Source organism: Streptomyces sp. NPDC021093 (assembly GCF_044333135.1).
Classification (GTDB): domain Bacteria; phylum Actinomycetota; class Actinomycetes; order Streptomycetales; family Streptomycetaceae; genus Streptomyces.
Map to the genome: position 1 here is coordinate 173,924 of NZ_JBIRQJ010000016.1, position 26,810 is coordinate 200,733.

Sequence of the window (26,810 nt, forward strand, 5' to 3'; positions counted from 1 at the left end):
CCGTGTGTGAACAGTCAGAAGTCGAAGCCGAGTTGGCCCCCGCTTTCCAGTGCTGCGGCCTCGGCCGACATCCGGTGCTTCTTGAGGTGCCGCCACTGCGGAAGTCCGTCGAGATAGGACCAGGAGAGGCGGTGGTGCGCGGTCGGCCCGAGTTCCGCGAGGGCCGCCTGGTGCACGGGAGACGGATAGCCGGCGTTGGCCGAGAATCCGTAGGGCGCGCAGCCCCCGGACTCCGAATCCAGCTCCGCCATCATCGCGTCCCTGCGTACCTTGGCGATCACCGAGGCTGCCGCGACCGCGATGCAGGACTGGTCGCCCTTGATCACCGTACGAACCCTCCAGGGTGCCCCGAGGTAGTCGTGCTTCCCGTCGAGGATGACCGCATCGGGCCGTACCGGCAAGGCATTTAGCGCGCGTTCGGCGGCGAGTCGCAGGGCTGCCGTCATCCCGAGTGCGTCGATCTCCTCGGGCGTGGAGTGGCCGAGCGCGTACGCCGTCACCCACTCTTCGAGCAGCAGCACGAGCTCGTCGCGGCGCTTGGGGGTGAGGAGCTTGGAGTCGGTGAGTCCGGCGGGCGGGCGGCGCAGTCCCGTGACGGCGGCGCACACGGTGACCGGTCCGGCCCACGCTCCGCGCCCGACCTCGTCGACACCGGCGACGATCTTGGCACCGGTGGTGGCGCGCAGTGAGCGCTCGACGGTGTGTGTGGGTGGTTCGTACGGCATGGCGCCAGCCAGCGTACGCCGCCGGGGCCCGACCGCAACACCCCGGTCCCGGGGCGGGGCCGCAACGGGCCCCGTCCCGGGGTTCAGACCGCGAATTCCCTTGTTCGCTTCCGCACATCAACGCCCATCAAAGAGCAGCGAAGCGCAACAGCGGGCGACCCCGTCAGCGCCCGTACTCCCCGCTGTTCGCCGGTCCGGTGTTGCGGCAGTCCACGCCCCTCGTGTCGATCGGGCGCTCCGCGAGGAGGTCGAGCGCGCGCCGCTCACCGATGCTGGTGGCGTACCAGGGCCCGTCCTCCACACTGTCCGCGATGCCGAGCAGCGCACAGGTCCGCTGCGGCTCCGGGAGGCCGTTCAGTGCGGGCACCGCGTCCGCCGACAGGTCCCGGAGGTACTCGATGTCGATCGTCCCGTGGTCGGTGAAGCGCTGTACGTTGCGTTCCGCGACCAGCGCGTCCGGCGACATGAGCCCGAAGGCCAGCACCGCGGCCCCCGCACTCCCCGCGATCGCGCGCGGCAGCCAGCGGGCGCCGAACACCCCGGCGGCCATGATCAGCACGATCACCAGACCGAGCCACAGCTCCATCGCCGCCACCGAGATCCGCAGCCGCGTCAGCCCGTACTCGTCGACGTACAGGTACATCCTGCTCAGGGCGGACGCGACGACCACCAGGGTGAGCAGGCACAGGACCCCGAGCACGGACCGCACGAGCGTCCGGTCACGGGTGCCACCCCTCGGCGCCCAGCGCTTCGCGAAGGCAATGACGACGAGGGTCAGCACGGTGGCCCAGAGAAGCTGCCAGAAGCCCTGCCTGGCGTACTCGGAGTAGCTCAGCCGGGTCTCTTCGAAGACCTTCTCGTACCCGCCGATGAGCACCGTGAGCTGCACCGCGATGAAGGCCGCGAACAGCAGGTTGAGCACGACGAGCGGAAGCGCCCACTCCATGCGGCCGCGCGCACGTCCCGGCGCGATCCTGGCCTTGTCCCACTGGTGCGGTGCGGCTGCCGCACGGGCCGCCGCCAGCGCTCCGACGAGCCCCAGCCCGAAGAGCAGGATCCGCCACGGGCCGTCGGAGACCGACACCTCGGGCACGAGGTTGCCGAGCAGTTCGGCGAACGCGGCGTCCGCGCTCACGAACAGTGCCCCGAACACCACGAGCAGGACGGCGGCGACGGCGACGGTGCGCAGCACAGGACCCCAGCGGTCGCGCGAACCGCCCGCCCGCTCGCGCAGCCCCTTCCAGCCCCAGCCGATGCCCGGAATCACCGAGCCCCAGATCCCCAGGGATCCGACGAGGACACCGAACCAGGTCCGGCTGCCGTGCAGGGCGAGCGAGCCCAGTGCCAGCGCGGAGGCAACCGCGAGGAACGTCGGCCAGCCCGCGTCGCGCAGGGCGGGTACGACGAGCAGGGCGAGCCCGCCGAGCCCCCAGACGAGCGTCCAGGGGCGGATCCGCCGACCGGCCGCCTGCGCGGCGAAGTACGCGGCGAGGGCGGCGGGCACGGCCACGATCAGCAGGTTCAGGCCGAGTCCTTCGCCGAGGAACAGGGCGCTCAGCAGCGCGGTGGCCAGCACCGCCCAGAGCGAGGCGGCCCGCACCTTGGCCGGCGGGCCGGGGCGGACCCCGGCCCGCCAGGCGGGCGGCTGGGCGAGCTTCTGCTGGCGCTGCTGCTGCCAGTGCTGGTGAGCCTGCCACTGCTGCCACTGCTCCTGCTGCCGCCGCTGGAGCGCCGATTGCGGCTGCATGTACGCGGGTACGGCGGGCGGCTGCTGAGCGACGCCCTGTGGGGGCGCGGGAGCGGCAGCACCGGCACCACCAGCAACACCGGTGCCGGCACCGGCACCGGCCGATGCCGCGGAGGCTCTGGCTCTGCCGCGCTCCCCCTCCGCGGCCGAAGCGGCTTCAGCGGACGCGGCGGACTCAGCAGGCACAGTGGAATCAGCAGGTACAGCGGGCTCAGCAGCCACGGACGGCGCAGGCGCAGCAGCCGGTATCGCCGGTGGCGCATCTTCTGGTTCAGGCACGGGACCCCCTCCCGACCAGGCACTTTGCGCCTCGCGCAGTACGTGGCGGGGTGGGCCCGGTGTCTCGTTCGGCACTCGCCGGTGATGATCAACGCGGCGGCGTGGCCGTCAGACTAGCCCGGCGGCGGTGTGTCCTCCCCACCGCCTCATAGATGCGGACAGAACCGTGACGCTGCCCTCGGCGGACAACGCGTACCGAGGGCTCGCACGGAAGGCCGTACACGGGACCCACGCGGAAGGCCCGTACGCGGGACCCGTTCGGCGGGGCCCTACGGCGGACCCGTACGGCGGAAGGTCACCCCACCCGCACGGGCAACCACTCCGGCAGCGCCTCGGTCTGCCCCAGCCACTCCGTCGGCGGGCCTCCCGCCTTCGCTCCGGCGAGCACACCGCCGACAATGGCGCAGTTCGTGTCGACGTCGCCGCCCACCCTGGCGGTCACCCAGAAGGCCCGCTCGAAGTCGCCGAGCCCACGGGCCGCCGACCACAGTGCGAACGGCACGGTGTCGTGCGCGCTGGTGCGCCGGCCACAGCCGAGCACGGCGGCGACGGTGCTCGCGTCGTCGTAGTCCAGCATGTTGCGGGCCCTGCGCAGCCCGGCCGCGACGGCGCTGCGCGGGACGAGCGCGATCACGCCGTCGAGCAGCCCCTGGGGCGTGGGCGGTCCGGCGGGGTCGGCCGCGATCGCGGCGGCAGCGGCGACCGCCATCGCACCCATGACGGCTTCCCGGTGCTGGTGGGTGACGTACGCGGAGATCTCGGCCTGGTGGGTGGCCTGCTCGGGGTCGTCCGCGTACCAGGCACCGAGCGGCGCGATCCGCATCGCGGCGCCGTTGCCCCAGGAGCCTCGGCCGTCGAACAGCGCGGCGGCCAGCTCGCGCCAGTCGCCGCCCTCGCGGATCAGCCGGAGCATCCGGTTCACGGCGGGCCCGTAGCCGCGGTCGAAGTCGTGGTGGTCGGCGAAGGAGCGTGCGAGCACGTCCTGGTCGATCCGGCCGTGTCCGGCGAGTACGGCCAGTACGGAGGTGGCCATCTCGGTGTCGTCGGTCCACTGCCAGGGGCCGGACGGCAGTTCGCCCCTCTTGAGGAGCGGATAGTTGGCGGGTACGAAGAACTGGGAGCCCAGTGCGTCTCCCACGGACAGCCCGCGCAGGCTGTCCAGCGCGCGCACGAAGCGCGGGTCGGAATCGGAGTCAGCGGTCATCGCTCAGCACTCTAACCGGTGAATCAGCACTCTAACCGGTGATTCCGTACGACTCGGGGGCACACCAGCGCTCGAACGGCCGGTCCAGGGTGTACCGCCCGTCCGCACCGAGCTCCAGGACCCGTATCTCGGCGTTGCCGGGGTTGGACAGCGACTCGAACTCCGCGACCGACCAGTGGAACCAGCGCATGCAGAACAGCCGCATGGTCAGCCCGTGCGTGACGATCAGGACGTTCTCCGGATGGTCGGCCGCCTCGAAGCTGCGGTAGAGGCTCTCCAGGAAGGCCCCGACCCGGTCGTAGACGTCGGCCCCCGACTCCCCCTGTGCGAACCGGTAGAAGAAGTGCCCGTACGCGTCCCGATAGGCCTTCTGCAGCCGTACGTCGTCCCGGTCCTGCCAGTTCCCCCAGTCCTGCTCCCGCAGCCTCGGCTCCTCCCTGACCCGTACGCGCCCCGGATCCAGGTCGAAGGCGCGGAAGGTCTCGTGGGTGCGCCGGTAGGGCGAGACGTACGCGCTGATGCCCTCGTCGCCGAAGAGTGCGCGCAGCCGCTCCCCCGCCGCCCTGGCCTGCTGCCAGCCGTTGTCGGTGAGCCTGAGGGCATGGTCGGGCTCGCGTTCGTAGACGGTGTCATCGGCGTTGCCCTCGGATTCGCCGTGCCGGACGAGGACGATGCGTCGCGGTCGTGCCATGCCCGAAACCCTAGTGCGAACGGGCGGAGCGGGCTCGACCGGCCTGCTGCCGGGGCTCCATCCGGCGTACCCGGCCGCCCGGGACACCTCAAAGAGGCGTCGCACCCGAGGGGTGTGCACCGTCCGGGGCGCCTACACCGTCCAGGACGGCTCCAGCTCCACCACGTCCCCCGCCAGTGCCGCCACGTCCGCCTCGGTCTGGGCCCGCAGCGACAGCCGCTCCACCCGCTCCGCCCGGTACTTGCCGTGCTCGGCTGCCGACTGCCACATCGAGAGCACCAGGAACTCGTTGCCCGGCGCCTCCCCGAACACCCCGCGCAGCATCCCGGGCGACCCCGCCATCGCCGGGTTCCAGACCTTCTCCTGCATCAGCGCGAAGTGCTCGACCCGGTCCTCGCGCACCTTGCAGTGCGCGATCCGCACCACGTCGGCGTCGGTGAACTTCGGCTCGAAGCCCGTCTTGACGTCGAAGCGGTAGTCGAACAGCTTGACCTGGACGTCCTTGTACGTCCCGGACTGCGCGGCGGCCAGCCGGTCGTGCGAGCGCGCCATGAAGGAGTCGTAGAAGGCACGGCTCTCCCAGAAGGCGAAGACATGGGCCACCCCGTCCCGCCCTCTGCTCCAGCCGCCGCTCTGGCCCCGGAATCCGGGTTCACCGAGCAGTCCCGCCCATTTTCGCTGCCCCCGCTCAAAGCCTCGACGGTCGACCACAGTGCAGCGAATCCACTTGACCAGCACCGCGCCATCGTACGGCCAGGAGGGTGAGCCGAGTCACCCTGCGGCGGGGTGCACCCGGCGCACGGCCGCCGCGTCCCCGTCCCCGAGCTCGATGCCGAACACCTCTTTGAGGACGTCGGTCAACTCGTCGGGTGCCACGGGCCGTTCGGTGAAGCTGCCGTCGGCCCTGCCCGTACGCAGCGTGTCCGCGACGAAGCCGTAGCGGGCGTCGGGGGCGATGCGGTGCGCGACGGCCTTGCCGACGAAGCTGGAGCGGGGGTGGGTGGAGCTGTAGTGGTTCATGACGGTGAAGTCCCCCGGGTACAGCGTCTGCGGCGCGAAGGCGTACAGATCCGCCCACCCCTCGGCGCGCAGTGAGCGCAGCACCATGATCCCCTCGTCCTCCGCCCCGATCCCGAAGGTCCACCCGTCGCTCTGCCGCACTTCCGCGCCGGCCCGCAACGGCACCGGCTCCAGCGGCCCCTGCCAGCCGAACCCGCAGTCCACCAGCCACTGTTCGCCCTCGACCCGCACGACCAGAACGGCATGCGTCACCGGAAGCAGCGCATCGCCGCGCGTACGGTTGCGTGCCCCACGCCCCGCCACCTCGAAGCCCAGCCGCTCCAGCACCGCGGCCAGCAGCGAGTTCTGCTCGTAGCAGTAACCCCCGCGCCGCTGCCCGACCAGCTTCTGCTGCAGCCTCTTGAGGTCGAGGTGCACGGGCCGCTCCAGTGCGACTTCCAGGTTCTCGAACGGAATCGCGGTCACGTGTGCCCGGTGCACCGCGTGCAGCACCTCTCGCGTCGCCGCGCGCTCCCCGTCGTACCCGATCCGCGTCAAGTACGCGTCCAGGTCGATCTGTTCTCCGCCCCAAGTCGTCATGGGCACAATGATCGCCACAACCGCCCCGCTGTCCAACGCACTTGTCGCGCCCGGTGGGCCCTGTGAGGATCGGTTCACGACTGGAAGCGGAGGAACACACGGTGAGCAGCTTCAACAAGGGCATCCGGAAGGCCGACGTCGCCCTCAAGTGGGACCCCAACCCACTCGGCGCACCGGCCGCCGACCTCGACATCGTCGCCGGTGTCTACCGCACGGACGATCCGTACGGCGAGCCCGCGTACCTGGTGCACTTCGGCAGCCGTTCCCCGGACGGCACCATCACCCTGCACCGGGACAGCAAGACCGGCCAGGGCTTCGGCACGGACGAGCAGATGACCCTCGAACTCGACCGCCTGTCCCAGGAGTACGGCCGGGTGGTGCTCGGAGTGGCGATCCAACAGCGGGAAGGGCGCATGGAGTTCGGTGACATACACCGCACCCACCTGCGGCTGTCCGAGGGCTACACCGAGCTCCTGACCGACGACTTCACCACGGTCGAGCGGGCCACCGCCGCCACTGTCGCCGAGTTCGTGCGCGACTCGGACGGCAGTTGGGACCTGCACGAGACGGTGCGCGGCTTCGATGCGGAACCGGAGGAGTTCACCCGGCTGATGGGAGTGCGGCAGCGCTGAGTCCGCCGTACGACAGGAAGGGCGGCACTCCCGGGGGAGTGCCGCCCTTCCTGTGTGAACCGCTACCCGTTCAGGGCGTCAGCCGTGCGTCAGCTGCAGCCGCTGGTCGAGCCGCAGCCCTCGCAGATGTAGCAGCTGCCCGCGCGCTGCATCTTCGTGCCGCAGGAGAAGCAGAGCGGTGCGTCGGCGCTGATGCCCAGCTGCATCTCGACCAGCTCGGCCGAGGTGTGCGGTGCGTTCTGCTGCACCGCCGGGGCTGCGGTCTCCGCCTTGGGGGCGGCGACCGTGGCCAGCGGCGCGGACTGCGAAAGGCTCTCCACGTCCAGCTCGGCCTCGTCCAGCGACGGCTCGTACGAACCGGTGTCGAGGTGGCGCTGACGCTCCTCGGCGGAGTGGATGCCGAGCGCGGAACGCGTCTCGAAGGGCAGGAAGTCCAACGCCAGGCGGCGGAAGATGTAGTCGACGATCGACTGCGCCATCCGCACGTCCGGGTCGTCCGTCATGCCGGCCGGCTCGAAGCGCATGTTGGTGAACTTCGAGACGTACGTCTCCAGCGGGACGCCGTACTGGAGGCCCACGGACACCGCGATCGAGAAGGCGTCCATCATGCCCGCGAGGGTCGAGCCCTGCTTGGACATCTTGAGGAAGACCTCGCCGAGACCGTCGTCCGGGTAGGAGTTGGCGGTCATGTAGCCCTCGGCGCCACCCACCGTGAAGGAGGTGGTGATGCCCGGGCGGCCCTTGGGGAGGCGCTTGCGGACCGGACGGTACTCGATGACCTTCTCGACGGCCGTACGAATGGTGTCCTCGGCCTTGGCGGTGACCGCCTCCTTCTCCTTGTCCTTGGTCTTGGCGGAGAGGGGCTGGCCGACCTTGCAGTTGTCGCGGTAGATCGCGAGCGCCTTGACGCCCATCTTCCACGCCTCGAAGTAGACCTCTTCGACGTCCTCGACGGTCGCCGTCTCCGGCAGGTTGACCGTCTTGGACAGGGCGCCGGAGATCCACGGCTGGATGGCCGCCATCATGCGGACGTGGCCCATCGCGGAGATGGAACGCTCGCCCATCGCGCAGTCGAAGACCTCGTAGTGCTCGGTCTTCAGGCTCGGGGCGTCGATCACATTGCCGTTCTCGGCGATGTGGGCGACGATCGCCTCGATCTGCTCCTCCTGGTAGCCCAGGCGGCGCAGGGCCTGCGGGACGGTGCCGTTGACGATCTGCATCGAGCCGCCGCCGACGAGCTTCTTGAACTTGACCAGTGCGAGGTCGGGCTCAAGACCGGTGGTGTCGCAGGACATCGCGAGACCGATGGTGCCGGTGGGGGCAATGACCGAGGCCTGCGCGTTGCGGAAACCGTTCTTCGCGCCGAGGCGGACGACGTCCTGCCAGGCCTCCGTCGCGGCGGCCCAGATGGGGTTGTCCAGGTCGTCGACGTGCACGGCCGCGGCGTTGGCGTCGGCGTGCTGCTTCATGACGCGCTGGTGCGGCTCGGCGTTGCGGGCATAGCCGTCGTACGGACCGACGACAGCGGCCAGCTCGGCGCTGCGCTTGTACGAGGTACCCGTCATCAAAGAGGTGATCGCAGCGGCGAGGGCACGGCCGCCGTCGGAGTCGTACGCGTGGCCGGTCGCCATGAGGAGCGCGCCCAGGTTGGCGTAACCGATGCCGAGCTGGCGGAAGGCGCGGGTGTTCTCACCGATCTTCTCGGTGGGGAAGTCCGCGAAGCAGATCGAGATGTCCATCGCGGTGATGACCAGCTCGACGACCTTGGCGAAGCGCTCGGACTCGAAGGACTGGTTGCCCTTGCCGTCGTCCTTGAGGAACTTCATCAGGTTCAGCGAGGCGAGGTTGCACGAGGTGTTGTCCAGGTGCATGTACTCGCTGCACGGGTTCGAGCCGTTGATGCGGCCGGACTCCGGGCAGGTGTGCCACTTGTTGATGGTGTCGTCGTACTGGATGCCCGGGTCCGCACAGGCCCAGGCGGCCTCGGCCATCTTGCGGAAGAGGGACTTGGCCTCGACCTCCTCGATGACGTCGCCGGTCATGCGGGCGCGCAGGCCGAACTTGCCGCCGGACTCGACGGCGCGCATGAACTCGTCGTTCACCCGGACCGAGTTGTTGGCGTTCTGGTACTGGACGGACGTGATGTCGTCGCCGCCCAGGTCCATGTCGAAGCCCGCGTCGCGCAGGGCGCGGATCTTCTCTTCTTCCTTCACCTTGGTCTCGATGAAGTTCTCGATGTCGGGGTGGTCGACGTCGAGGATGACCATCTTGGCCGCGCGGCGGGTCGCGCCACCGGACTTGATGGTTCCGGCGGAGGCGTCGGCGCCGCGCATGAAGGAGACCGGGCCCGACGCGTTGCCGCCGGAGGACAGCAGCTCCTTGGAGGAGCGGATGCGGGAGAGGTTCAGGCCGGCACCGGAGCCGCCCTTGAAGATCATTCCCTCTTCCTTGTACCAGTCGAGGATCGACTCCATGGAGTCGTCGACGGCCAGGATGAAGCAGGCGGAGACCTGCTGCGGCTGGGGCGTGCCGACGTTGAACCAGACCGGGGAGTTGAAGCTGAAGATCTGGTGCAGGAGGGCGTACGCCAGCTCGTGCTCGAAGATCTCGGCGTCCGCGGGGGAGGCGAAGTAGCTGTAGTCCTCGCCGGCCTTCCGGTACGTCTTCACGATCCGGTCGATCAGCTGGCGCAGACCCGTCTCGCGCTGCGGGGTGCCGACAGCGCCGCGGAAGTACTTGCTGGTGACGATGTTGACCGCGTTCACCGACCAGAAGTCGGGGAACTCGACGCCACGCTGCTCGAAGTTGACCGAGCCGTCGCGCCAGTTGGTCATGACGACGTCACGATGCTCCCATGCCACCTCGTCGTACGGGTGCACGCCAGGAGTGGTGTGGATGCGCTCGATACGCAGACCCTTGCTGGCCTTGGATCCCTTGTTGCGGGAACCCCGTGCCGGGCCGCTCGTCGTCTCGGTCATGCCGCCTCCCATATCGGGCTAAAACGCCCAGAAGTGCCCAGTTCTTCCTTGGGCACGGTGTGTGTCTGAAGTCCCGGTCGCCGCGCGTGCGCGCGAGGCCGTGACAGGTCCTGATGTGTCGCCGAATGTGCCGCTGCGCGGCTGACCGACAGGAGGGTCGGTCTATTCGGCGGCGGCAGCGGGCACGGGAACCACGGGGTTCCCGCCGGGCCCGCACTCCTGGGCCGAGGGCTGCTGGTCACGGAGTTCCGTGATCGCGGCCTCGAAGTCCTCCAGCGAGTCGAACGCCCGGTACACGGACGCGAAACGCAGGTACGCGACGACGTCGAGCTCCTGCAGCGGACCGAGGATGGCCAGGCCCACGTCGTGGGTGGTCAGCTCGGCACTGCCGGTGGCCCGCACCGCCTCCTCGACCCGTTGGCCGAGCTTGGCGAGGGCGTCCTCGGTGACCGGACGGCCCTGGCAGGCCTTGCGCACCCCGGAGATGACCTTGGTGCGACTGAAGGGCTCGGTCACCCCGCTGCGCTTGATCACCATCAGCGAGGCCGTCTCCACCGTCGTGAAACGGCGGGAGCAGTCGGGGCACTGACGGCGCCTGCGGATCGACGTCCCGTCGTCCGTGGTGCGGCTGTCGACCACTCGACTGTCGGGGTGCCTGCAGAAGGGGCAGTGCATGGTTCCAAGGCCTCCTTCGCGGCACGACTGAAGAGCTCCGGCGGGCCGCGGAACGGGCCCTGGAAGCAGTACCCAGCATAAGCGATGCCCGGGCCCCGATGGACCGCGAACCACAACTTGTGGGGAGCTGCAGCGATTCAACCACTAGATCTGGGGGTTGACCGGACCACCACCCCTACGCGCGTGTCGCGGCGGAGAGGGGTCCGCCGCAGTCGCCCACGAGAGTACGGGACCCGGCAGAGGAACCGGGATTCCGGTCCCCCGGACGGCTCAGCAGAAGGCCCGCCGGAGACCTCGGGCGACTTCCCCGACAGCTCCGGGGCGGCTTTCGACCCGACGGAGAAGGCTACCGTAATGAGCCGAATTGCCGTTCGGGGGATCGACCCGGACTCCCTCCGCAGGACCGAGCCATACACCCATCCGTACGAATAGGGCAGCCATTCTGCAGTTTTTCACTCGAACGTGTGTTTGGCGCAACCTTTCGAAAGCTACTACCGTTGTCCGGTCAGGGAGACCATTTGAGAGGGGCCGACCATGACCACCACCGCGGACAGCGCAACGATCGCCGCCCAGGACCGCTCCCAGGGCCGACTTGAGCCGGTGCATGCCATGAATGACGCAGCCACGAACCCCGAGGGCGCCAAGCCCGCACGCTCGCTGCCCGGCCGACCTCCGGGAATCAGGGCGGACAGCTCCGGCCTCACGGACCGGCAGCGGCGGGTCATCGAGGTCATCAGGGACTCCGTGCAACGCCGGGGATACCCGCCGTCCATGCGCGAGATCGGGCAGGCGGTGGGGCTCTCCAGCACCTCGTCCGTCGCCCACCAGCTGATGGCGCTCGAACGAAAGGGCTTCCTCCGCCGCGACCCGCACCGCCCCAGGGCGTACGAGGTCCGCGGCTCCGACCAGCCGAGCACGCAGACCACGGACACGGCCGGCAAGCCCGCGGCTTCGTACGTCCCGCTGGTCGGCCGGATCGCGGCCGGCGGCCCGATCCTCGCCGAGGAGTCCGTCGAGGACGTCTTCCCGCTCCCCCGGCAGCTGGTGGGCGACGGCGAGCTGTTCGTCCTGAAGGTCGTCGGGGACTCGATGGTCGAGGCCGCGATCTGTGACGGCGACTGGGTGACGGTCCGCCGCCAGCCGGTCGCGGAGAACGGCGACATCGTGGCCGCGATGCTGGACGGCGAGGCCACCGTGAAGCGCTTCAAGCGCGAGGACAACCACATCTGGCTGCTCCCGCACAACGCCGCGTACCAGCCGATCCCCGGCGACGACGCGACCATTCTCGGCAAGGTCGTCGCGGTGCTCCGGCGTGTCTGACGCCCGGTGTCCGTGCGTGTAGGGCCCTGGAACCCATCGCGGGTTCCAGGGCCCTACACGCACGGAACCGCTGCGGACCCGGCTTCCGGTCGGCTGCGGAGCTACTTCGCGTCGGCCTCGGTGACCTTGGCCGCGGCGTCGATCGCGGCGAGCGAGCGGCGCACCTGATTGCGGTCCGTGGTGTACCAGAAGTCGGGCATCGAGGCCTTGAGATAACTGCCGTAACGGGCCGTGGCCAGCCGCTGGTCCAGAACCGCCACGACGCCCTTGTCCCCCGTCGCACGGACGAGACGGCCGGCACCCTGCGCCATCAGCAGAGCGGCGTGCGTCGCGGCGACGGCCATGAAGCCATTGCCGCCGTTCTCCTCGACCGCCTTCTGCCTGGCGCTCATCAGCGGGTCGTCGGGGCGCGGGAACGGGATCTTGTCCATCACGACGAGCTGGCAGCTCGCCCCGGGCACGTCGACGCCCTGCCACAGCGACAGCGTGCCGAACAGACACGTCTGCGGATCCGCCGCGAAACCCTTGATCAGCTCGCCGAGGGTGTCCTCGCCCTGGAGCAGGATCGGCATGTCGAGCCTGCCGCGCAGCGTCTCCGCCGCCGTCTGGGCCGCCTTCATCGAGGAGAAGAGCCCGAGCGTACGGCCTCCTGCGGCCTCGATCAGCTCGGCCAGCTCGTCGAGCATGTCCTCGCGTCCGGCGTCCCTGGTGGGCCTGGCCAGGTGCTTGGCGACGTACAGGATCCCCTGCTTGGGGTAGTCGAACGGCGAGCCGACGTCGAGCCCCTTCCACTCGGGCAGGTCCTCGCCGTGCGTACCCTCCGGGGCGAGACCCAGGGAGGCTCCGACGCCGTTGAAGTCGCCGCCCAGCTTGAGGGTGGCGGAGGTGAGGACGACCGAGCGCTCGGTGAAGAGCTTCTCGCGCAGCAGACCGGACACGGAGAGCGGGGCGACCCGCAGCGAGGCGGTTCCGTACCTGTCGTTGCGCTCGAACCAGACGACGTCGTACTCGGAGCCGTTGGCGATGCGCTCGGCGACTGCGTGGATGTTCTCGATCATGGCGAGGGCCTGTTTGCGGACGGCGTCCTCGTCGGTGACGGACCTGTCCTTGGTGGAGCCGAGCGCGGAGATCACCGTGCGAGAGGCGTCCCGCAGGGCCATGAGGGCGTATCCCATGTCCTCGGGGATCTCCTCCAGGCGGCCGGGCAGTGCCAGCTCCATCAGCCGCTCGAAAGTCTCGGACGCGGTCATCAGCGCGTCCGCGGCCTTCTCGTTGACGATCTTCGATGCGCGTTTGACGGCCCGGTTGACCTGGCCTGGGGTGAGTTCGCCGGTGGCGACGCCGGTGACCCGGGAGACCAGCTCGTGCGCCTCGTCGACGATCAGCACTTCGTGCTGCGGCAGGACGGGGGCGCCCTCGATGGCGTCGATGGCGAGCAGGGCGTGGTTGGTGACGACGACGTCGGCGAGCTTGGCGCGCTCGCGCGCCGCCTCCGCGAAGCACTCCGCGCCGTACGCGCACTTGCTCGCGCCCAGGCACTCGCGGGAGGAGACGGAGACCTGTCCCCACGCCTTGTCGGAGACACCGGGGGTGAGGTCGTCACGGTCCCCGGTCTCGGTCTCGTCGGCCCAGTCGCGCATCCGCAACAGGTCCTTGCCGAGCTTGCTGGAGGGCCCGCTCGCCTCGTAGCTCTCGATCGGGTTGAAGAGGCCGTCCTCCTCGTCCTGCGGGGCACCTTCGTGGAGGCGGTGCAGACAGAGGTAGTTCGACCGGCCCTTGAGCATGGCGAACTGCGGGGTGCGGCGCAGCAGCGGCTTCAGCGCCTCCACCGTGCGCGGCAGGTCGCGCTCGACGAGCTGGCGCTGGAGGGCCAGCGTCGCCGTGGCGACCACGACGCGCTCGCCGTGTGCGAGGGCCGGCACCAGATAGCCGAGGGACTTTCCGGTGCCGGTGCCCGCCTGGACGAGCAGGTGGGAATTGTCGTCGACCGCGTCGGCGACGGCCTCGGCCATGCTGACCTGGCCTGGCCGTTCCACGCCGCCGACGGAGGCGACGGCGGCGTGGAGGAGCTCGGGGAGTGAGGGCTTCGTCATAGCCCGACCAGCCTACGGTGCACCACTGACAACGGCGGTCACAGCCGATTTCACCACCGGGGTCAGGGCCGGTGTCAGGGCCGGTGAAGAGGGTTGGCGACGGTGCCGTGCACGGCGGCGTGCGGGCGGTGCGGGCGGTCCCGGTAGCCGTCGGTGTGCAGGCGGTTGCGGTTGAGGCAGAGGCGTTCCAGCCGGGGCGTCAGAAGGTCGAACGTCTCGAAGCGGTCCTTCAGTTCCGGGAAACGACTGTGGTACTTGAGGATTTCTGCCCGTACGAGTGACCAGAACTCGCCCTCGGGAATGCCCAGTTGGTCCTCGCACAGCGGCGCGAGGTAGCGGAACACCCCGATGAACAGCCCTGACTGGATGAACTGCGGCAGGAAGGAGGAGGGTTCGGTGAGCAGCGTCCTGCGTACGTCGTCCGGCATGCCGGCATGTTCCGGCAGGGGTTCCGCACTGACGTTGACGTCGTCGACGAAGTCCTTGATCGCGAGGCGGACCGGTACGTCGTGCTCGTCGAAGACGACGATGGCGTTCTCGCCGTGCGGGGAGAACACCGTTCCGTACCGGTACAGGAAGTGCAGCAGCGGCGGCAGTGTCGCGGCGAAGAGCTGGCGCAGCCAGGCTGCCGGGTCCAGCCCGGAGCGGTCGACCAGCTCCGCGGTGAAGGCCCGCCCCTGCGGGTCGGTGTGCAGCAGGGCGGCCAGCGTGCGGGCGCGCTCGCCGGGGTCGAGGCGGTCGGCGAGGGGTTCGCGCCAGATCGCGCCGAGGAGTTCCTTGTACTGGTACGGGACCTCGGGGAGATGGTCGTAGACGGGGTGCTCGACGGCCACCGAGGCGACTTCCCCGAGCAGCACGACGCGGCACTCCTCTTTGAGGAAGGGGTCGGCCGCCTGCAGTGCCTGGACCCAGGCGGTGACGGCGGGGGCGGCCACGGTGCGCTCGGTGGGCAGACCGCGCCAGACGAGGGTGTTCAGCACGGACAGCGGCAGCTTGACCGTGTGCCGGTCGGGGCGGCTGACGTTGAGGAACGTACGGATGGACTGCTGGGGCAGCCGCAGGTCGTCGTCGGCGGGCAGCGGGACGATGTCGCCGCGGGCGATCACGGGCGCGAAGAGCGGCAGGATCGACTCGTCCCACTGCCAGGGGTGCACGGGCAGGTAGAGGTACGAGGCCGGGTTCAGCCCGCGCGCCTGCAGGACGGCGTCGAAGCTCGCGCGCGTGGCGGCGTCGAGCTCGCGCGCGTACAGCTGCTCGGGGTCGGCCAGCGAGGGGACTCCCTGGTAGCGGGCGAGGGCGGTGCTGACGGCGATCCACGGGAGTCTGGTGGCCCTGCGGGCCTCGGGTGCCCAGGTGGCGGCGTCCTGGGCGGAGAAGCCGACGCGGCCCTTGTTGAGGACGAGCCAGGGGTGGCCCGTCTGGTGGCCTTCGAGCTCGGCGTACCCGAGGTCGGCGAGGCGGGCGGCGGACAGGGCTGTGTGGTCGAGGCGCGCGTCGGCGGCGAGGGTGGTGGTGAGCTCGCGGACGAGGTGGCCGAGAGTCGCACCGTCCAGGGCCAGGAGGCGCCTGGAAAGGGCGAGGAACTGCACCGGGTCGTGGAAGGGACGGCTGCCGCTGTGATCGTCGGGGTGCCGGATGCCGATGGTGTCCGGGTCGACCTGCCAGCTGCCGTAGGAGCCGCGCCGAGCACGGAAGGACAGTATTTCGCCGTTGTCGAGGCGGAGTGTGTACGGGAAGGGGGGCGCGCTCCTGCGCCCACCCGTGGCACCGCTCGGCACCTTGTCGGCCGTCGGCGCACCGTCTGCCGTCGTCATGGCATCGGCTGTCGGCGCGCCGTCGGCTGTCGTCGTGGCGTCGGCCGTCGTCGTCCCTTCGGCCGTTGTCGCCTGGGCGGTTGCCGGGACCGGTTCGATGATCTCTTCGTAGGCGAACTCGGCGAGCGTCTTGGCGAGCAGCCGGCGGGAGACCCGCTCCCATCCGGCGGCGGTCAGCTCGGCGGGAGCGAACAGGACCGGCGGGACGTGGTCCGGGGCGGGCCGCTGCGATTCGGCCTGGGACGCGGGCCGTGGCTGGGCGGGAACGGGGGCGGACGGGTGGGCGGAGGCTTGCTTCGACACGGTGACTCCTCGGGAGGGAACCAATGCGGGACGAGCGGTGTATTTGAAGCAGCGGATCGTTGTTGCGGCTGGGGCGACAGGTCGTCGTGGTGATGGATGCGACAGGTCATCGTTACAGCTGATGGCGATGGGCGCGGTCGCGCATCATCAGCGCGGCCCGCTTGTCCGGAAGGTCGATCTCGGCGGAGAGGCGGAATCCCGCTCCGAGGAAGGCGGATACGGACGGAGTGTTGCGCAGGTCCGGTTCGGCGACGACCCGCGAGCAGGTGGGGCGGTGGTCGAGGACGAGGTCGGAGACGGCCCTCAGCAGCGTGGTGCCGAGGCCGTGACCTCGGTCGGCGACACCGCCGATGAGGAGGTGGATGCCGGTGTCGTGCAGGCGGGCCGGGTAGTGACGGGCCAGCGGGTCGAGATCGGCGCGGTAGATCTCCCAGTAGCTCATGGGAGTGCCGTCGAGGACGCCCAGACAGGGCATGCTGCGTCCGTCTCCGTCGAGTTGGGTGCGCAGATGGGCGGAGGTGACGTCGACGGCACCCGCCAGCTCCCAGAACTCGGCGACGACGGGGTCGTTCATCCACCGGCTGAGCAGGGCCAGGTCCCGTGCCGGAACCACGGGCAGGAGCCGGAACTCACCGGCCGGAGTGCCGACAGGACCCCAGTGGGCGACCGAGTCGAGGAGGTCCGGGTCGCCCGGCAGGAGGTCCGGGGCGCCCGGCGCCAGCAGCGCGTCCGCCACGGGCGGGGCGTGGGCGGCCTCCTGTGCTGCGATCAGCGCGAGGAACTCGTCGGGCAGCCGGAGGTCCAGGGTGTCCTCGTTGCCCGGTCTCGTACGGGAGGCCGGGCCGGCTCCGGTGTCGGGGCTCGTTTCGGTGGGAGGCATCGCGGTGCTCTCCTGTCAGCAGGTCGGACGGGGTCGGTGCAGAGGGGCGGAACTTTCGGACGGGGGCTGAGCGTTCAGGGGTGGAGGGGGTTGGCGATGGTGACGTAGACGGACTGGGTGTCGACCGGGCCCACCAGTTCGTCCAGTCCGTGCAGCCTGGTGAGCAGGTTGGCCTTGCAGCGGAGGGTGGGGGTTTCCAGGAGCTGGGCGGGGAGTGGGGACCCCAGGTCGGCGGTCTTGCCGAGGAATTGGCGCAGGGCGGCGATCAGGACGCGTTCGTCGGCGAGACGCTGGGCGCCGAACGCCCCGATGAGACCGAGGATGTTGTTGATTCCGAGGTAGTAGGCGAACCGTTCGTCGGTGACGGCGTCGGCGACGAAGGTGTCGCTGCGGGTGCCGACGCCGGGGAGGCGGGCTTCGAGTGCTTCGCGGTGCGACTCGCGGAAGTAGTAGCCCTGGTTGTCGCGGTAGCGGCCGCCGACGGGCCAGCCGTCGCGGTCGAGGAGGACCAGGGTGTTCTGCTGGTGGGCCTCCAGCGCGATGCCCGCCTGCCCGTCGAGCCAGAGCACGGGTCGTACGACCTGGTCGAGGTAGCGCAGGAACCACTCCGCTGCGACGGCCCCGGCGGGCCGGCCGGTGCGGGCGGCGAGCCTGGCCACGCACTCCGCGAGGCGGGAGTACATACCGGCCCGTCCCGGCCAGGGGCGGGGCGCGGTGAGGCTCGCGATGCAGACGGCGTCGTCGTCGGGGCCGAAGGGGTTGTGCCGCAGGACGATGTCGAAACCGGGGACCGGTGTCCCGTCCGGGGCGTCGACACCGAGCCAGGCCGGGTCGCGGACGATGTCGAAGCCGGGGTGGGCGGCGCGCCATTCCTCGGCGAGGCCGCCGCGCAGCAGGCGTTGGACCTCGACGCCCCGGTGGAGTTCCTTGCGGAGGTTCTCGCGGCGCGAGTTGGTGATCCGTACGCCGAGGGAGAGCTTCAGCATCGCCGCGGCGCCCGGCCGGTGGACGGTGCGCACGGAGGAGGTGGGGAACCAGGGATCGCCGTACGGACCGAGGTCGTGCAGGAGTCCCTCGTCGAGGAGGTCGGCCACGGCGGGCCGGAGGGTCAACTCGCGCGCCTGCCAGGGGTGGAGGGGAAGAGCCTCCGTGCCCTCGGGAAGCCGCAGGCCACCGGCCAGGCGGGAGACGACCTGCTCCGCCTGGAGCGTGCGCCCGCGCTCGGTCCAGGCGGATTCCCCGGCGAGCACGGACCGGTCGACTGCCATCCAGTGCAGGGGGAAGGAGCCGCGCAGCTCGGGCGAGTACCTGCGGGCCTCGGCCTCGGAGAGTCCTTCCCTGCTCTTGGGGGTGGGGTGCATGGGGTGGCCGAGCAGCAAGGACTGCTCGGCGGTGAGGAAGAGGTCGGCGCCGTCGGCCGGTTCGGGGTTGCTGCGGCGCGCGGCGATGAACTCGGCGGTGCGGCGCACCGAGTCGGCGACACGGCCGACCAGGTCCGTGCCCGTACCGGCTTCGGCGGCGTCCGTACCTGCGGCGGAAGCGGATTCGTCGGTTTCGGCAACGTCCGTGTCCACCGCGGCGGTCGATCCACCCGGGAGGGCGGATCCGCCGCTGGATTCCCGGCCGAGGAGGGACGCGACGGTGACCGCGTCCACGGGCGGGGCGTGCCGCGGCCCGCAGGCCAGCACCGGTGTACCGAAGCGGTGCCAGCCGGCCTCGGACCAGTAGCGGACGGGGACCAGGAAGGAGGTGCCGCTGCTGTCGAGCGGGATCCGCAAGGTGCGCCCCTGGGGCCGGGGCAGGCCGTTCTCCCGTACCCAGCAGCGCAGCAGATTCTCGACGGCGGCCGCGTCCGCGGCCGTGAGCGGGTCGGGGTGGTTGAGAAGGTCCGGCTGGGCACGCAGCGCATCCGGTGCCGGGACGTGCTGCGCGCCGTGTGCCTTGGACTTCTGCCGGGGCACCGTCACCGGATCGGTCAGGTCGGTCGTCACATCGGTCACATCGGTCATGTCGTTCACATCGGTCACGTCGCTCGCCACGTCGGTCGTCCCTGCCATCGATGCGGTGGTCGCCTCTGCTGTGGCGTCCTCGTACGTGTCGGGTGCGGGTGTGGGGTTCACGGAGAGCTTCCTTGTGAGGTTGTCCCGGCATCGGCCGGTGTCGGATCGGCCGGTGCCGGTTACGACGTCTTGATGGGTTCCCGGTGGTACTTCTTCTGGCCGCGCTGCTCCTGTCCGTACGACGACCGTTCGGCGGTGGCGAGCGCGTCGGCGAACCGGTCCAGGACCGCGACGGCCTGCTCGTCGGTGAGGGTGAGCGGAGGCAGCAGGCGCACGACCGCGGAGTGCCGCCCGCCGACCTCGACGATGAGCCCGCGTCGCAGGCACTCCTGCTGCACGGCTGCGGCGAGCGCGGGCGACGCGGGTGCCGGGCCGGCGCCGGGTCCACCGTCTCCGAAGCCGCCCGTGCCCACCGGCCCCTCCGGATCCACCAGTTCGACGCCGATCATCAGGCCGCGGCCCCGGACGTCGCCGATGACCGGGTGCTCGGCGGCCAGTTGCCGCAGCTGCCCGAGCATGCGCGCCCCGAGCTCCCCGGCGCGCTGTGCCAGTCCGTTCTCCCGTACGTACGCCATGGTGGCCGCGCCAGCCGCCATGGCGAGCTGGTTGCCGCGGAACGTGCCCGCGTGAGCTCCGGGCTCCCAGGCATCCAGGTCCGCCCGGTAGACGATCACGGCCAGCGGGAGGCTGCCGCCGATGGCCTTGGACATGACCATGACGTCGGGCACCGTCCCGCTGTGCTCGACCGCCCAGAACGTCCCGGTCCTGCCGACTCCGGTCTGCACCTCGTCGACGATCAGCGGGATCGACCGGGCCGCCGTGATCTCCCGCATCCGCCGCAACCAGCTGTCGGGCGCGGGAATCACACCGCCCTCCCCCTGCACCGCTTCGAGAATCATCCCGGCGGGCCGCGGCACTCCGCCCTTGGGATCGTCGAGCAGATTCGCGGTCCAGCGGGCGGACAGGTCGGCGCCGCGCTCCCCGCCGGTCCCGAACGGGCAGCGGTAGCCGTACGGATAGGGCAGCCGGGTCACTCGTACGTCCGACGCCCCGCCCGAGACGTCGAGCGCTCCCGCGGTCATCCCGTGGTACGCCCCGGTGAAGGCCAGCAATCCGCTGCGCCCGGTGGCGGTGCGGACCAGTTTCAGCGCGGCCTCGACCGCGTCCGTCCCCGCCGGACCGCAGAACTGCACCCGCGCGTTGTCGGCCAGCGGCCCCGGCAGCGTCTCGAACAGTTCGGTGGTGAAGGCGTCCTTGACCGGTGTGGCCAGGTCCAGGACGTGCAGCGGAGCCCCCGAGTCGATGACCTTCTTGATCGCTTCGAGGACCACCGGGTGGTTGTGCCCGAGTGCGAGCGTGCCCGCCCCGGAGAGGCAGTCGAGGTAGCGCTGCCCGTCCGCCCCCTCGATCGTCAGCCCGCGCGCGCGTACGGGAACGATGGGCAGCGACCGCGCATAGGTACGGGCCGCGGACTCGCGCAGCGACTGCCGCCGCAGGATGCCTTCATGAGCAACGGTCGGCCGGTCGGCGGGCACCACCGCCGGAGCAGGTTCGGTCACGGCCACGACTGCTGGTCCTCCCCCAGGTGTACGTACGTACGGATTCGCGCGCATTGCCCCGCAGGGCTGAACGGCGTCCCGATGTCCCTCGTACGTACCAACGACTGTGAACCCGAAGGATCACGGGCAATCAGAAGATCCTTCCGGCGGGGGAACCACGCCCCTGCCGTTCGCCGTCCCCATCGTCACCGGCATAGTGGGGCCGAACCAGATCCATCCGTTCCATCGGCTCCACCCGCCTTGCCCGCCACGTTCGAAGTCCCAGGGGGATCAAGACATGCGACCCATCCGCCCAGCCTGCACCGCAACCCGTAGGAGGAGCGCACGTCGCAGAACCGCGCCCTTGCTCTCCGTCGTCGGCCTCACCGCCGCGCTCGCCCTGACCGCGACCGCATGCGGCCCCACCGAGAACGGCGCTTCCGGTGCGCCCGGTTCGCAGGTCACCAACTCGGCGGGCGCTCCCGGCGGTTCCGACAAGATCACGATTCCGGACGACCTCAAGGACCGGCTCAAGGAGCACGGCGTCGACCTGGACAAGTGGAAGAACGGCGAGTGGAAGAACTGGAACAAGGACGACTGGCTGCGCGAGGCCGAGGACTTCATCAACCCGATCATCGCGGGCCTGTGGGACCCGGACCGCATGAAGGACGCGGACAAGCCCCCGAAGCAGCCCGTCGACAATGACATTTCGGGCGACAAGGGTGTGACGGACCCGACCCCCGCGCGCCTTCCCGCGAAGGCCGTCAAGGCTCCGTACCACTCCAGCGCCGCGGAGTCCGGCCGGCTCCTCTTCGACGGCCCCGAGGGCTCGATGGCCTGTTCCGCCACGGTCGTGAAGGACCCCGCGCACCCGGGCAAGTCCAACCTGGTGTGGACCGCGGGGCACTGTGTGCACGCGGGCGCGAAGGGCGGCTGGTACCGCAACATCGCCTTCGTGCCGTCGTACAACGACCAGGCGAAGCCCGTGACCAAGACCACTCCGCGCGAGCAGGTCGCGCCCTACGGCGTGTGGTGGGCCAAGAGCGCGCTCACCTCCGACCAGTGGATCTCGCAGGGCGGCCCGACCGGCGGCGACGGCGCCCCGTACGACTTCGCGGTGCTGAGCGTGACGCCCGAGGGCGGCACCGGCAAGTCCCTGGAGGAGACGGTCGGTTCCGCACTCCCGGTCGAGTTCGACGCACCGGCCGTACCGAAGATCGCGAACATGCGGGCGACCGGCTACCCGGCTGCCCCGCCGTTCGACGGCGAGCGCATGTTCCAGTGCACCGACAAGCCCGGGCGGCTCTCCGTGAAGCCCGCGCAGCCGACCATGTACCGCATCGGCTGCACCATGACCGGCGGTTCGTCCGGCGGCGGCTGGGTCGCGCAGGGCCAGGACGGCAAGCCCGCGCTGGTGTCCAACACCTCGATCGGCCCGGTGACGGCAGGCTGGCTGGCCGGTCCGCGGCTCGGTCCCGAGGCGAAGGCCATCTACGACAAGGCCGGCACGAAGTAGCGACGGCTGCAGAGGGCCTCCGGAACGCACCCCGGGGGCCCTCTGCTACGTTCCGCACTGCACTTCGTTATGACACGCTCATGACACAAATGAAAGATCAACTGAAAGCACACAGGGGGAACGTTTCCATGCGATCCATACGTCCGCTGCTGGCCGTCACCGGCCTCGCCGCGGCCCTCGCCCTGACGGCCACGGCCTGTGGCCCCACCGAGGACAAGGTCGGCGGCAACCCTGCCGACAAGCCCGCGGCCCCGGCCGCCTCCACTCCCGCCGACGGCCAGGGCAACGACGACGTCGCACTTCCCAAGGACCTCGCCGACAAGCTCAAGGAGCACGGCGTCGACCCGGACAAGTGGAAGAACGGCGAGTGGAAGAACTGGGACAAGGGCAAGTGGCTGCGCGAGGCGAAGGACTTCGTCAACCCGGTCATCGCCGGACTGTGGAAGCCGGAGCGGATGCAGACCGCCAAGGACCCCGCGAAGACGATGACGGCCGGTGACCTCTCCAGCGGTCAGGGAGTCTCCGACCCGGAGCCCCGCCCGGTCCAGGCGGTGCGCGAGCAGACCCCGTACACCAAGCACGGAGCCCCGGTCGGCAAGCTCTTCTTCGACTCGCCCAAGGGCCACATGGTCTGCTCCGGCACCGTGATCAAGGACGTGAACAACCCCGGGAAGTCCAACCTCGTCTGGACGGCCGGGCACTGTGTGCACGCGGGCGGTGCGGGTGGCTGGTACCGCAACATCGTCTTCGTCCCCGCGTACAACAACCACGCGAAGTCGCCTGCCGCACTGCGGTCCGCTCCGCCGCAGGAGGAGGCTCCGTACGGCGCCTACTGGGCGGACTGGGCATCGACCTCCGGCGAGTGGATCCGTGACGGAGGCCCGACGGGCGGCACCGGCGCGCCGTACGACTACGCGGTCCTGCACGTGAAGCCGGAGAACGGCGGCAAGTCCCTGGAGGAGACCGTCGGCGCCTCGATCGCGGTGAACTTCAACGCACCGGACACCCGGCGGATCAGCGCGATGGGCGCCTGGGGCTACCCGGCGGGGCCGCCGTACGACGGCTTCATCATGCACAAGTGCGTCGACCGCCCGAACCGGCTCTCCATCAGCCCGACCACGCCCACGATGCACCGCATCGGCTGCACCATGACCGGCGGTTCCTCGGGCGGCGGCTGGTTCGCCAAGCAGCCCGACGGGCAGCTGGCGCTGGTGTCCAACACCTCCATCGGCCCGGTCACGCACGGCTGGCTGGCCGGCCCGCGGCTCGGCAAGGGCGCGGAGCAGATCTACACGATGATGAGCAAGAAGTACGGCAGCAAGTAGCACGCGGCGCAAAGGCCGGTGGCCCGCACCCCCGTCACGGGGGTGCGGGCCACCGGCCTTTGCTTCCTGCTGCGGTGTGTCGTCAGGTACGGACGGGGTGTCCGGTACGGGACGGCTCAGTGCGCAGTGGGCACGAACGAAGCGAACTCCGCCGCCAGTTCCGCATGCACCCGTGCCTTGAGCTGCGTGCCCTCCGGGGTGTGCTCCTCGGAGATCACCTCGCCCTCGGCATGCGCCCGCGAGATCAGCGCACCCTGGATGTACGGCACGAGGGCCTCGATCTCGACCGAGGGGCGCGGCAGTTCGCGGTCGATGAGCTCCAGGAGCTCCTCGATGCCCTGACCCGAGCGGGCCGAGACCGCGATGGCGTGCTTCTCGATGCGCAGCAGCCGCTGGAGGACGACCGGATCGGCCGCGTCCGCCTTGTTGATCACGACGATCTCCGGCACGTCGAGCGCGCCGACCTCACGGATCACCTCGCGCACGGCGGCCAGCTGCTCCTCCGGCGCCGGGTGCGAGCCGTCCACCACGTGCAGGATCAGGTCGGAGTCACCGACCTCCTCCATGGTGGAGCGGAACGCCTCGACGATGTGGTGCGGCAGGTGCCGGACGAATCCGACGGTGTCCGCCAGCGTGTAGAGCCGCCCGCTGGGCGTCTCGGCACGGCGCACGGTCGGGTCGAGGGTGGCGAACAGTGAGTTCTCCACCAGCACGCCCGCGCCCGTGAGGCGGTTGAGCAGCGAGGACTTGCCCGCGTTGGTGTACCCGGCGATGGCGACCGAGGGCACCTTGTTGCGCCTGCGTTCCTGGCGCTTGAGCTCGCGGCCGGTCTTCATCTCCGCGATCTCCCGGCGCATCTTCGCCATCTTCTCGCGGATCCGGCGCCGGTCCGTCTCGATCTTGGTCTCACCGGGACCACGGGTGGCCATGCCGCCACCGCCGCCGCCACCCATCTGACGGGACAGCGACTGACCCCAGCCGCGCAGTCGCGGCAGCATGTACTGCATCTGCGCGAGTGCGACCTGTGCCTTGCCCTCTCGGGACTTGGCGTGCTGGGCGAAGATGTCGAGGATCAGCGCGGTCCGGTCGACCACCTTGACCTTGACGACGTCTTCGAGGTGGATGAGCTGGCCGGGGCTGAGCTCACCGTCACAGACCACGGTGTCGGCGCCGGTCTCCAGGACGATGTCCCGCAGCTCCAGGGCCTTGCCCGAGCCGATGTACGTGGCCGGGTCCGGCTTGTCGCGCCGCTGGACCACGCCGTCGAGCACCAGGGCTCCGGCCGTCTCGGCGAGCGCCGCCAGCTCCGCGAGGGAGTTGTCCGCGTCCTGGGCGGTCCCCGACGTCCACACACCGACCAGCACGACGCGCTCAAGGCGCAGCTGCCGGTACTCGACTTCGGTGACGTCCTCAAGCTCGGTGGAGAGTCCTGCCACACGCCGCAGCGCGGCACGCTCGGAGCGGTCGAACTGGTCGCCGTCCCGCTCTCCGTCGATCTCGTGGCTCCAGGCGACGTCCTCTTCCATCAGGGCATCGGCCCGCAGGCTGTCTGTGATGTTGTCGTTCGTGGAAGGGGAAGAAGTGGAGGGGGTCATTGGATCCTTAGGTCGTGTGTCGGTGGACTGGAGAGTCCCTGCGGAAGCCGGAAGACTTCCGTCGACAGTCACAACGCGTGACGGGCCCGGATGATTCCCGGGGATTCGCGTGGGATCCCGGTAATTTTCCGCCGTCAGGCCGTGCCGCCGACCCGTTGATGGTCGCACGGCACGGCCCAGTCGTCACAGGGGTTTATCGGCTCGCGGCGCCCCTGCTCAGCGCCGGCTCTCCGGCTCCTGAGGGGCCGCGCTCGTCCAGTCCGGGTGCCCCGGCATCGGCGGGGTCTGCTGCCCGTAGAGCCACTTCTCGAAGAATCCGGAAAGGTCGCGTCCGGCCACGTCCGAGGCCAGCTCCACGAAGTCCGCGGTGGTCGCCACCGAGTCCCGGTGCTCGCTCACCCAGCGCCGCTCGACCTTGTCGAACGCCGTCTCGCCGATCTCCTGGCGCAGCGCGTAGAGGACGAGGGCGCTGCCCTCGTACACGACCGGCCGGAAGATGCTGATCTTCTGCCCGGGCTGGGACGGCTTCGGGGCCGCCGGGGCGCCGCCCGCCCGCCGCCACTCGTCGGAACTGCTGTACGCGGCCTTCATGCGCTCCTCAAGAGGGCGCTGTTTCTGTGCGTACAGGGCCTCGTACCAGGTGGCGTGCCCCTCGTTGAGCCACAGGTCGGACCAGGAGCGGGGCGAGACGCTGTTGCCGAACCAGTGGTGCGCCAGTTCGTGCACCATGATCGAGTCGACGTACCACTCCGGGTAGCCGGCGCCGGTGAACAGCGACCGTTCGAAGAGCGACAGGGTCTGCGTCTCCAGCTCGAACCCGGTGTTCGCCTCCGCGACGAGCGCTCCGTACGTCTCGAAGGGGTAGCGCCCGACGCGTTCCTCCATCCACTCCAGGTGTGCCGGGGTCTTCTTCAGCCACGGCTCCAGCCGCTTCACGTCGGCGGCCGGCACCACGTCCCTGACGGGCAGGCCGTGCGGCCCCGTCCTGTGCAGGACGGCGGACCTGCCGATCGACACCTGGGCGAGCTCGGTCGCCATCGGGTGGCCTGTGCGGTACGTCCAGGACACTCCGCCCTTGGCGCCCTTGAGGCCCTTGAGCTGCCGCGGCATGGCGGACGGCAGTCCGTTGGCGACGACGGTCTGTCCCTCGGGCGCGGTCACCCGGAAGGTGAAGTACGCCTTGTCGGAGGGGTGGTCGTTGCACGGGAAGACGCGGTGTGCGGCGTCCGCCTGGTTGGCCATGACGAGCCCGTCACCGGTGCGCACCCAGCCGCCGTCGGAGATGTCACCGGCGGGGTCGCTGGTGTGCCGGACGGTGATGACCGTCCGGGTCCCCTCCCGGAGGGCCTGCTCGGGCGTGACGACCAGGTCCTCGCCGGTGACGGCGAACCTCGCGCGCACGCCGTTGACGTCGACCGACTGCACGGTGCCGTGCGCGAAGTCGAGGTTGATGTTCTCCAGTGGCGCCGTCGCCCGTGCCTCGATCCTGGTGACGGCGTCCAGCGGCTTGCTGTTGTCGCCGCGGTAAGTGAGCCCGATGTCGTACGAGAGGACGTCGTACCCGGGGTTGCCGAGGTGCGGGAAGAGCGGATCGCCGATGCCGAGGGGTACGGGGGCGGGCAGGACGGCGCCGACGAGGGAGGCGGAGGCCGAGGCCAGCAGAACGGCACGCAGGCGCCGGGAGGTGAGCAGCATGAACTACCGCTATCAGCGCCCGAGTCCGCACGGGGGGACGGCACGCACCGCACCACCCGAACGAGGGTCGGCCGCCCTGTGCGTCCGGTCAGCCACGCGACCGCTTTGTGGCCGCGGTCCTGTCGGCGGTCCTCGTGCCGG

At 70.2% G+C, this 26,810-nt stretch carries 19 protein-coding genes; 4 read left to right on the forward strand and 15 right to left on the reverse strand.

The window, feature by feature from the left end; genetic code table 11:
- Positions 1-14 precede the first annotated feature (14 nt).
- The 6 genes from ACH4SP_RS38280 to ACH4SP_RS38305 all read right to left on the reverse strand — a co-directional run bounded on the left by ACH4SP_RS38280 (position 15) and on the right by ACH4SP_RS38305 (position 6,245).
- Positions 15-725: a ribonuclease HII gene (locus tag ACH4SP_RS38280; protein ID WP_398422335.1), complete on the reverse strand. Its 711-nt coding sequence runs from the start codon at positions 723-725 to the stop codon at positions 15-17.
- Positions 726-888: 163 nt separating this feature from the next.
- Positions 889-2,472 (reverse strand): DUF4153 domain-containing protein, encoded by a 1,584-nt coding sequence (locus ACH4SP_RS38285; protein WP_398422337.1) that lies wholly within the window; start codon positions 2,470-2,472, stop codon positions 889-891.
- 574 nt (positions 2,473-3,046) lie between these two features.
- Positions 3,047-3,955 (reverse strand): ADP-ribosylglycohydrolase family protein, encoded by a 909-nt coding sequence (locus ACH4SP_RS38290; protein ID WP_398422339.1) that lies wholly within the window; start codon positions 3,953-3,955, stop codon positions 3,047-3,049.
- Positions 3,956-3,986: 31 nt separating this feature from the next.
- Positions 3,987-4,646, reverse strand: coding sequence for a histidine phosphatase family protein (locus ACH4SP_RS38295; RefSeq protein ID WP_398422340.1), 660 nt, complete (start codon positions 4,644-4,646; stop codon positions 3,987-3,989).
- A gap of 132 nt (positions 4,647-4,778) precedes the next feature.
- Positions 4,779-5,384: a YdbC family protein gene (locus ACH4SP_RS38300; RefSeq protein ID WP_398422342.1), complete on the reverse strand. Its 606-nt coding sequence runs from the start codon at positions 5,382-5,384 to the stop codon at positions 4,779-4,781.
- A 33-nt stretch (positions 5,385-5,417) separates the two neighbouring features.
- The gene (locus tag ACH4SP_RS38305) at positions 5,418-6,245 is read right to left on the reverse strand and encodes an arylamine N-acetyltransferase (RefSeq protein ID WP_398422344.1); all 828 of its coding nucleotides are present in this window, start codon (positions 6,243-6,245) and stop codon (positions 5,418-5,420) included.
- Positions 6,246-6,346: 101 nt separating this feature from the next.
- Between ACH4SP_RS38305 and ACH4SP_RS38310 the strand changes: the two genes are divergently transcribed.
- The gene (locus tag ACH4SP_RS38310; protein ID WP_398422346.1) at positions 6,347-6,877 is read left to right on the forward strand and encodes a TerD family protein; all 531 of its coding nucleotides are present in this window, start codon (positions 6,347-6,349) and stop codon (positions 6,875-6,877) included.
- Between the two features lie 89 nt (positions 6,878-6,966).
- On the opposite strand, the gene ACH4SP_RS38315 is transcribed toward ACH4SP_RS38310, so the two are convergent.
- Positions 6,967-9,855 (reverse strand): vitamin B12-dependent ribonucleotide reductase, encoded by a 2,889-nt coding sequence (locus ACH4SP_RS38315; protein ID WP_398422348.1) that lies wholly within the window; start codon positions 9,853-9,855, stop codon positions 6,967-6,969.
- Between the two features lie 162 nt (positions 9,856-10,017).
- On the reverse strand, positions 10,018-10,530 hold the full coding sequence (gene nrdR / locus ACH4SP_RS38320) for a transcriptional regulator NrdR (protein WP_398422350.1): 513 nt from the start codon (positions 10,528-10,530) through the stop codon (positions 10,018-10,020).
- Between the two features lie 534 nt (positions 10,531-11,064).
- Here nrdR and lexA point away from each other — a divergent pair.
- The gene (lexA, locus tag ACH4SP_RS38325; RefSeq protein ID WP_398422352.1) at positions 11,065-11,850 is read left to right on the forward strand and encodes a transcriptional repressor LexA; all 786 of its coding nucleotides are present in this window, start codon (positions 11,065-11,067) and stop codon (positions 11,848-11,850) included.
- 101 nt (positions 11,851-11,951) lie between these two features.
- Here lexA and ACH4SP_RS38330 read toward each other — a convergent pair whose 3' ends face one another.
- The 5 genes from ACH4SP_RS38330 to ACH4SP_RS38350 all read right to left on the reverse strand — a co-directional run bounded on the left by ACH4SP_RS38330 (position 11,952) and on the right by ACH4SP_RS38350 (position 20,565).
- Positions 11,952-13,943 carry an ATP-dependent DNA helicase gene (locus tag ACH4SP_RS38330; protein ID WP_398422354.1) on the reverse strand — a complete coding sequence of 664 codons (1,992 nt, stop codon included), beginning with the start codon at positions 13,941-13,943 and terminating at the stop codon, positions 11,952-11,954.
- A gap of 74 nt (positions 13,944-14,017) precedes the next feature.
- Positions 14,018-16,060, reverse strand: a complete 2,043-nt coding sequence (locus tag ACH4SP_RS38335) for an IucA/IucC family protein (protein WP_398422356.1) — start codon at positions 16,058-16,060, stop codon at positions 14,018-14,020.
- 112 nt (positions 16,061-16,172) lie between these two features.
- Complete coding sequence (locus tag ACH4SP_RS38340) at positions 16,173-16,940, reverse strand: GNAT family N-acetyltransferase (protein ID WP_398422358.1); 768 nt, start codon at positions 16,938-16,940, stop codon at positions 16,173-16,175.
- Positions 16,941-17,014: 74 nt separating this feature from the next.
- On the reverse strand, positions 17,015-19,060 hold the full coding sequence (locus ACH4SP_RS38345; RefSeq protein ID WP_398422360.1) for an IucA/IucC family protein: 2,046 nt from the start codon (positions 19,058-19,060) through the stop codon (positions 17,015-17,017).
- A 59-nt stretch (positions 19,061-19,119) separates the two neighbouring features.
- Positions 19,120-20,565 (reverse strand): diaminobutyrate--2-oxoglutarate transaminase family protein, encoded by a 1,446-nt coding sequence (locus tag ACH4SP_RS38350; RefSeq protein ID WP_398422362.1) that lies wholly within the window; start codon positions 20,563-20,565, stop codon positions 19,120-19,122.
- 271 nt (positions 20,566-20,836) lie between these two features.
- On the opposite strand from ACH4SP_RS38350, the gene ACH4SP_RS38355 reads away from it, so the two are divergent.
- The gene (locus ACH4SP_RS38355; protein ID WP_398422364.1) at positions 20,837-22,054 is read left to right on the forward strand and encodes a trypsin-like serine peptidase; all 1,218 of its coding nucleotides are present in this window, start codon (positions 20,837-20,839) and stop codon (positions 22,052-22,054) included.
- Positions 22,055-22,182: 128 nt separating this feature from the next.
- A complete protein-coding gene (locus tag ACH4SP_RS38360) occupies positions 22,183-23,379 on the forward strand; it encodes a trypsin-like serine peptidase (RefSeq protein WP_398422366.1) in 1,197 nt (398 codons plus the stop codon).
- A 116-nt stretch (positions 23,380-23,495) separates the two neighbouring features.
- On the opposite strand, the gene hflX is transcribed toward ACH4SP_RS38360, so the two are convergent.
- Positions 23,496-24,974 (reverse strand): GTPase HflX, encoded by a 1,479-nt coding sequence (gene hflX / locus ACH4SP_RS38365; RefSeq protein ID WP_398422368.1) that lies wholly within the window; start codon positions 24,972-24,974, stop codon positions 23,496-23,498.
- 216 nt (positions 24,975-25,190) lie between these two features.
- Positions 25,191-26,669, reverse strand: coding sequence for a M1 family metallopeptidase (locus ACH4SP_RS38370; RefSeq protein WP_398422370.1), 1,479 nt, complete (start codon positions 26,667-26,669; stop codon positions 25,191-25,193).
- Between the last annotated feature and the right edge of the window lie 141 nt (positions 26,670-26,810).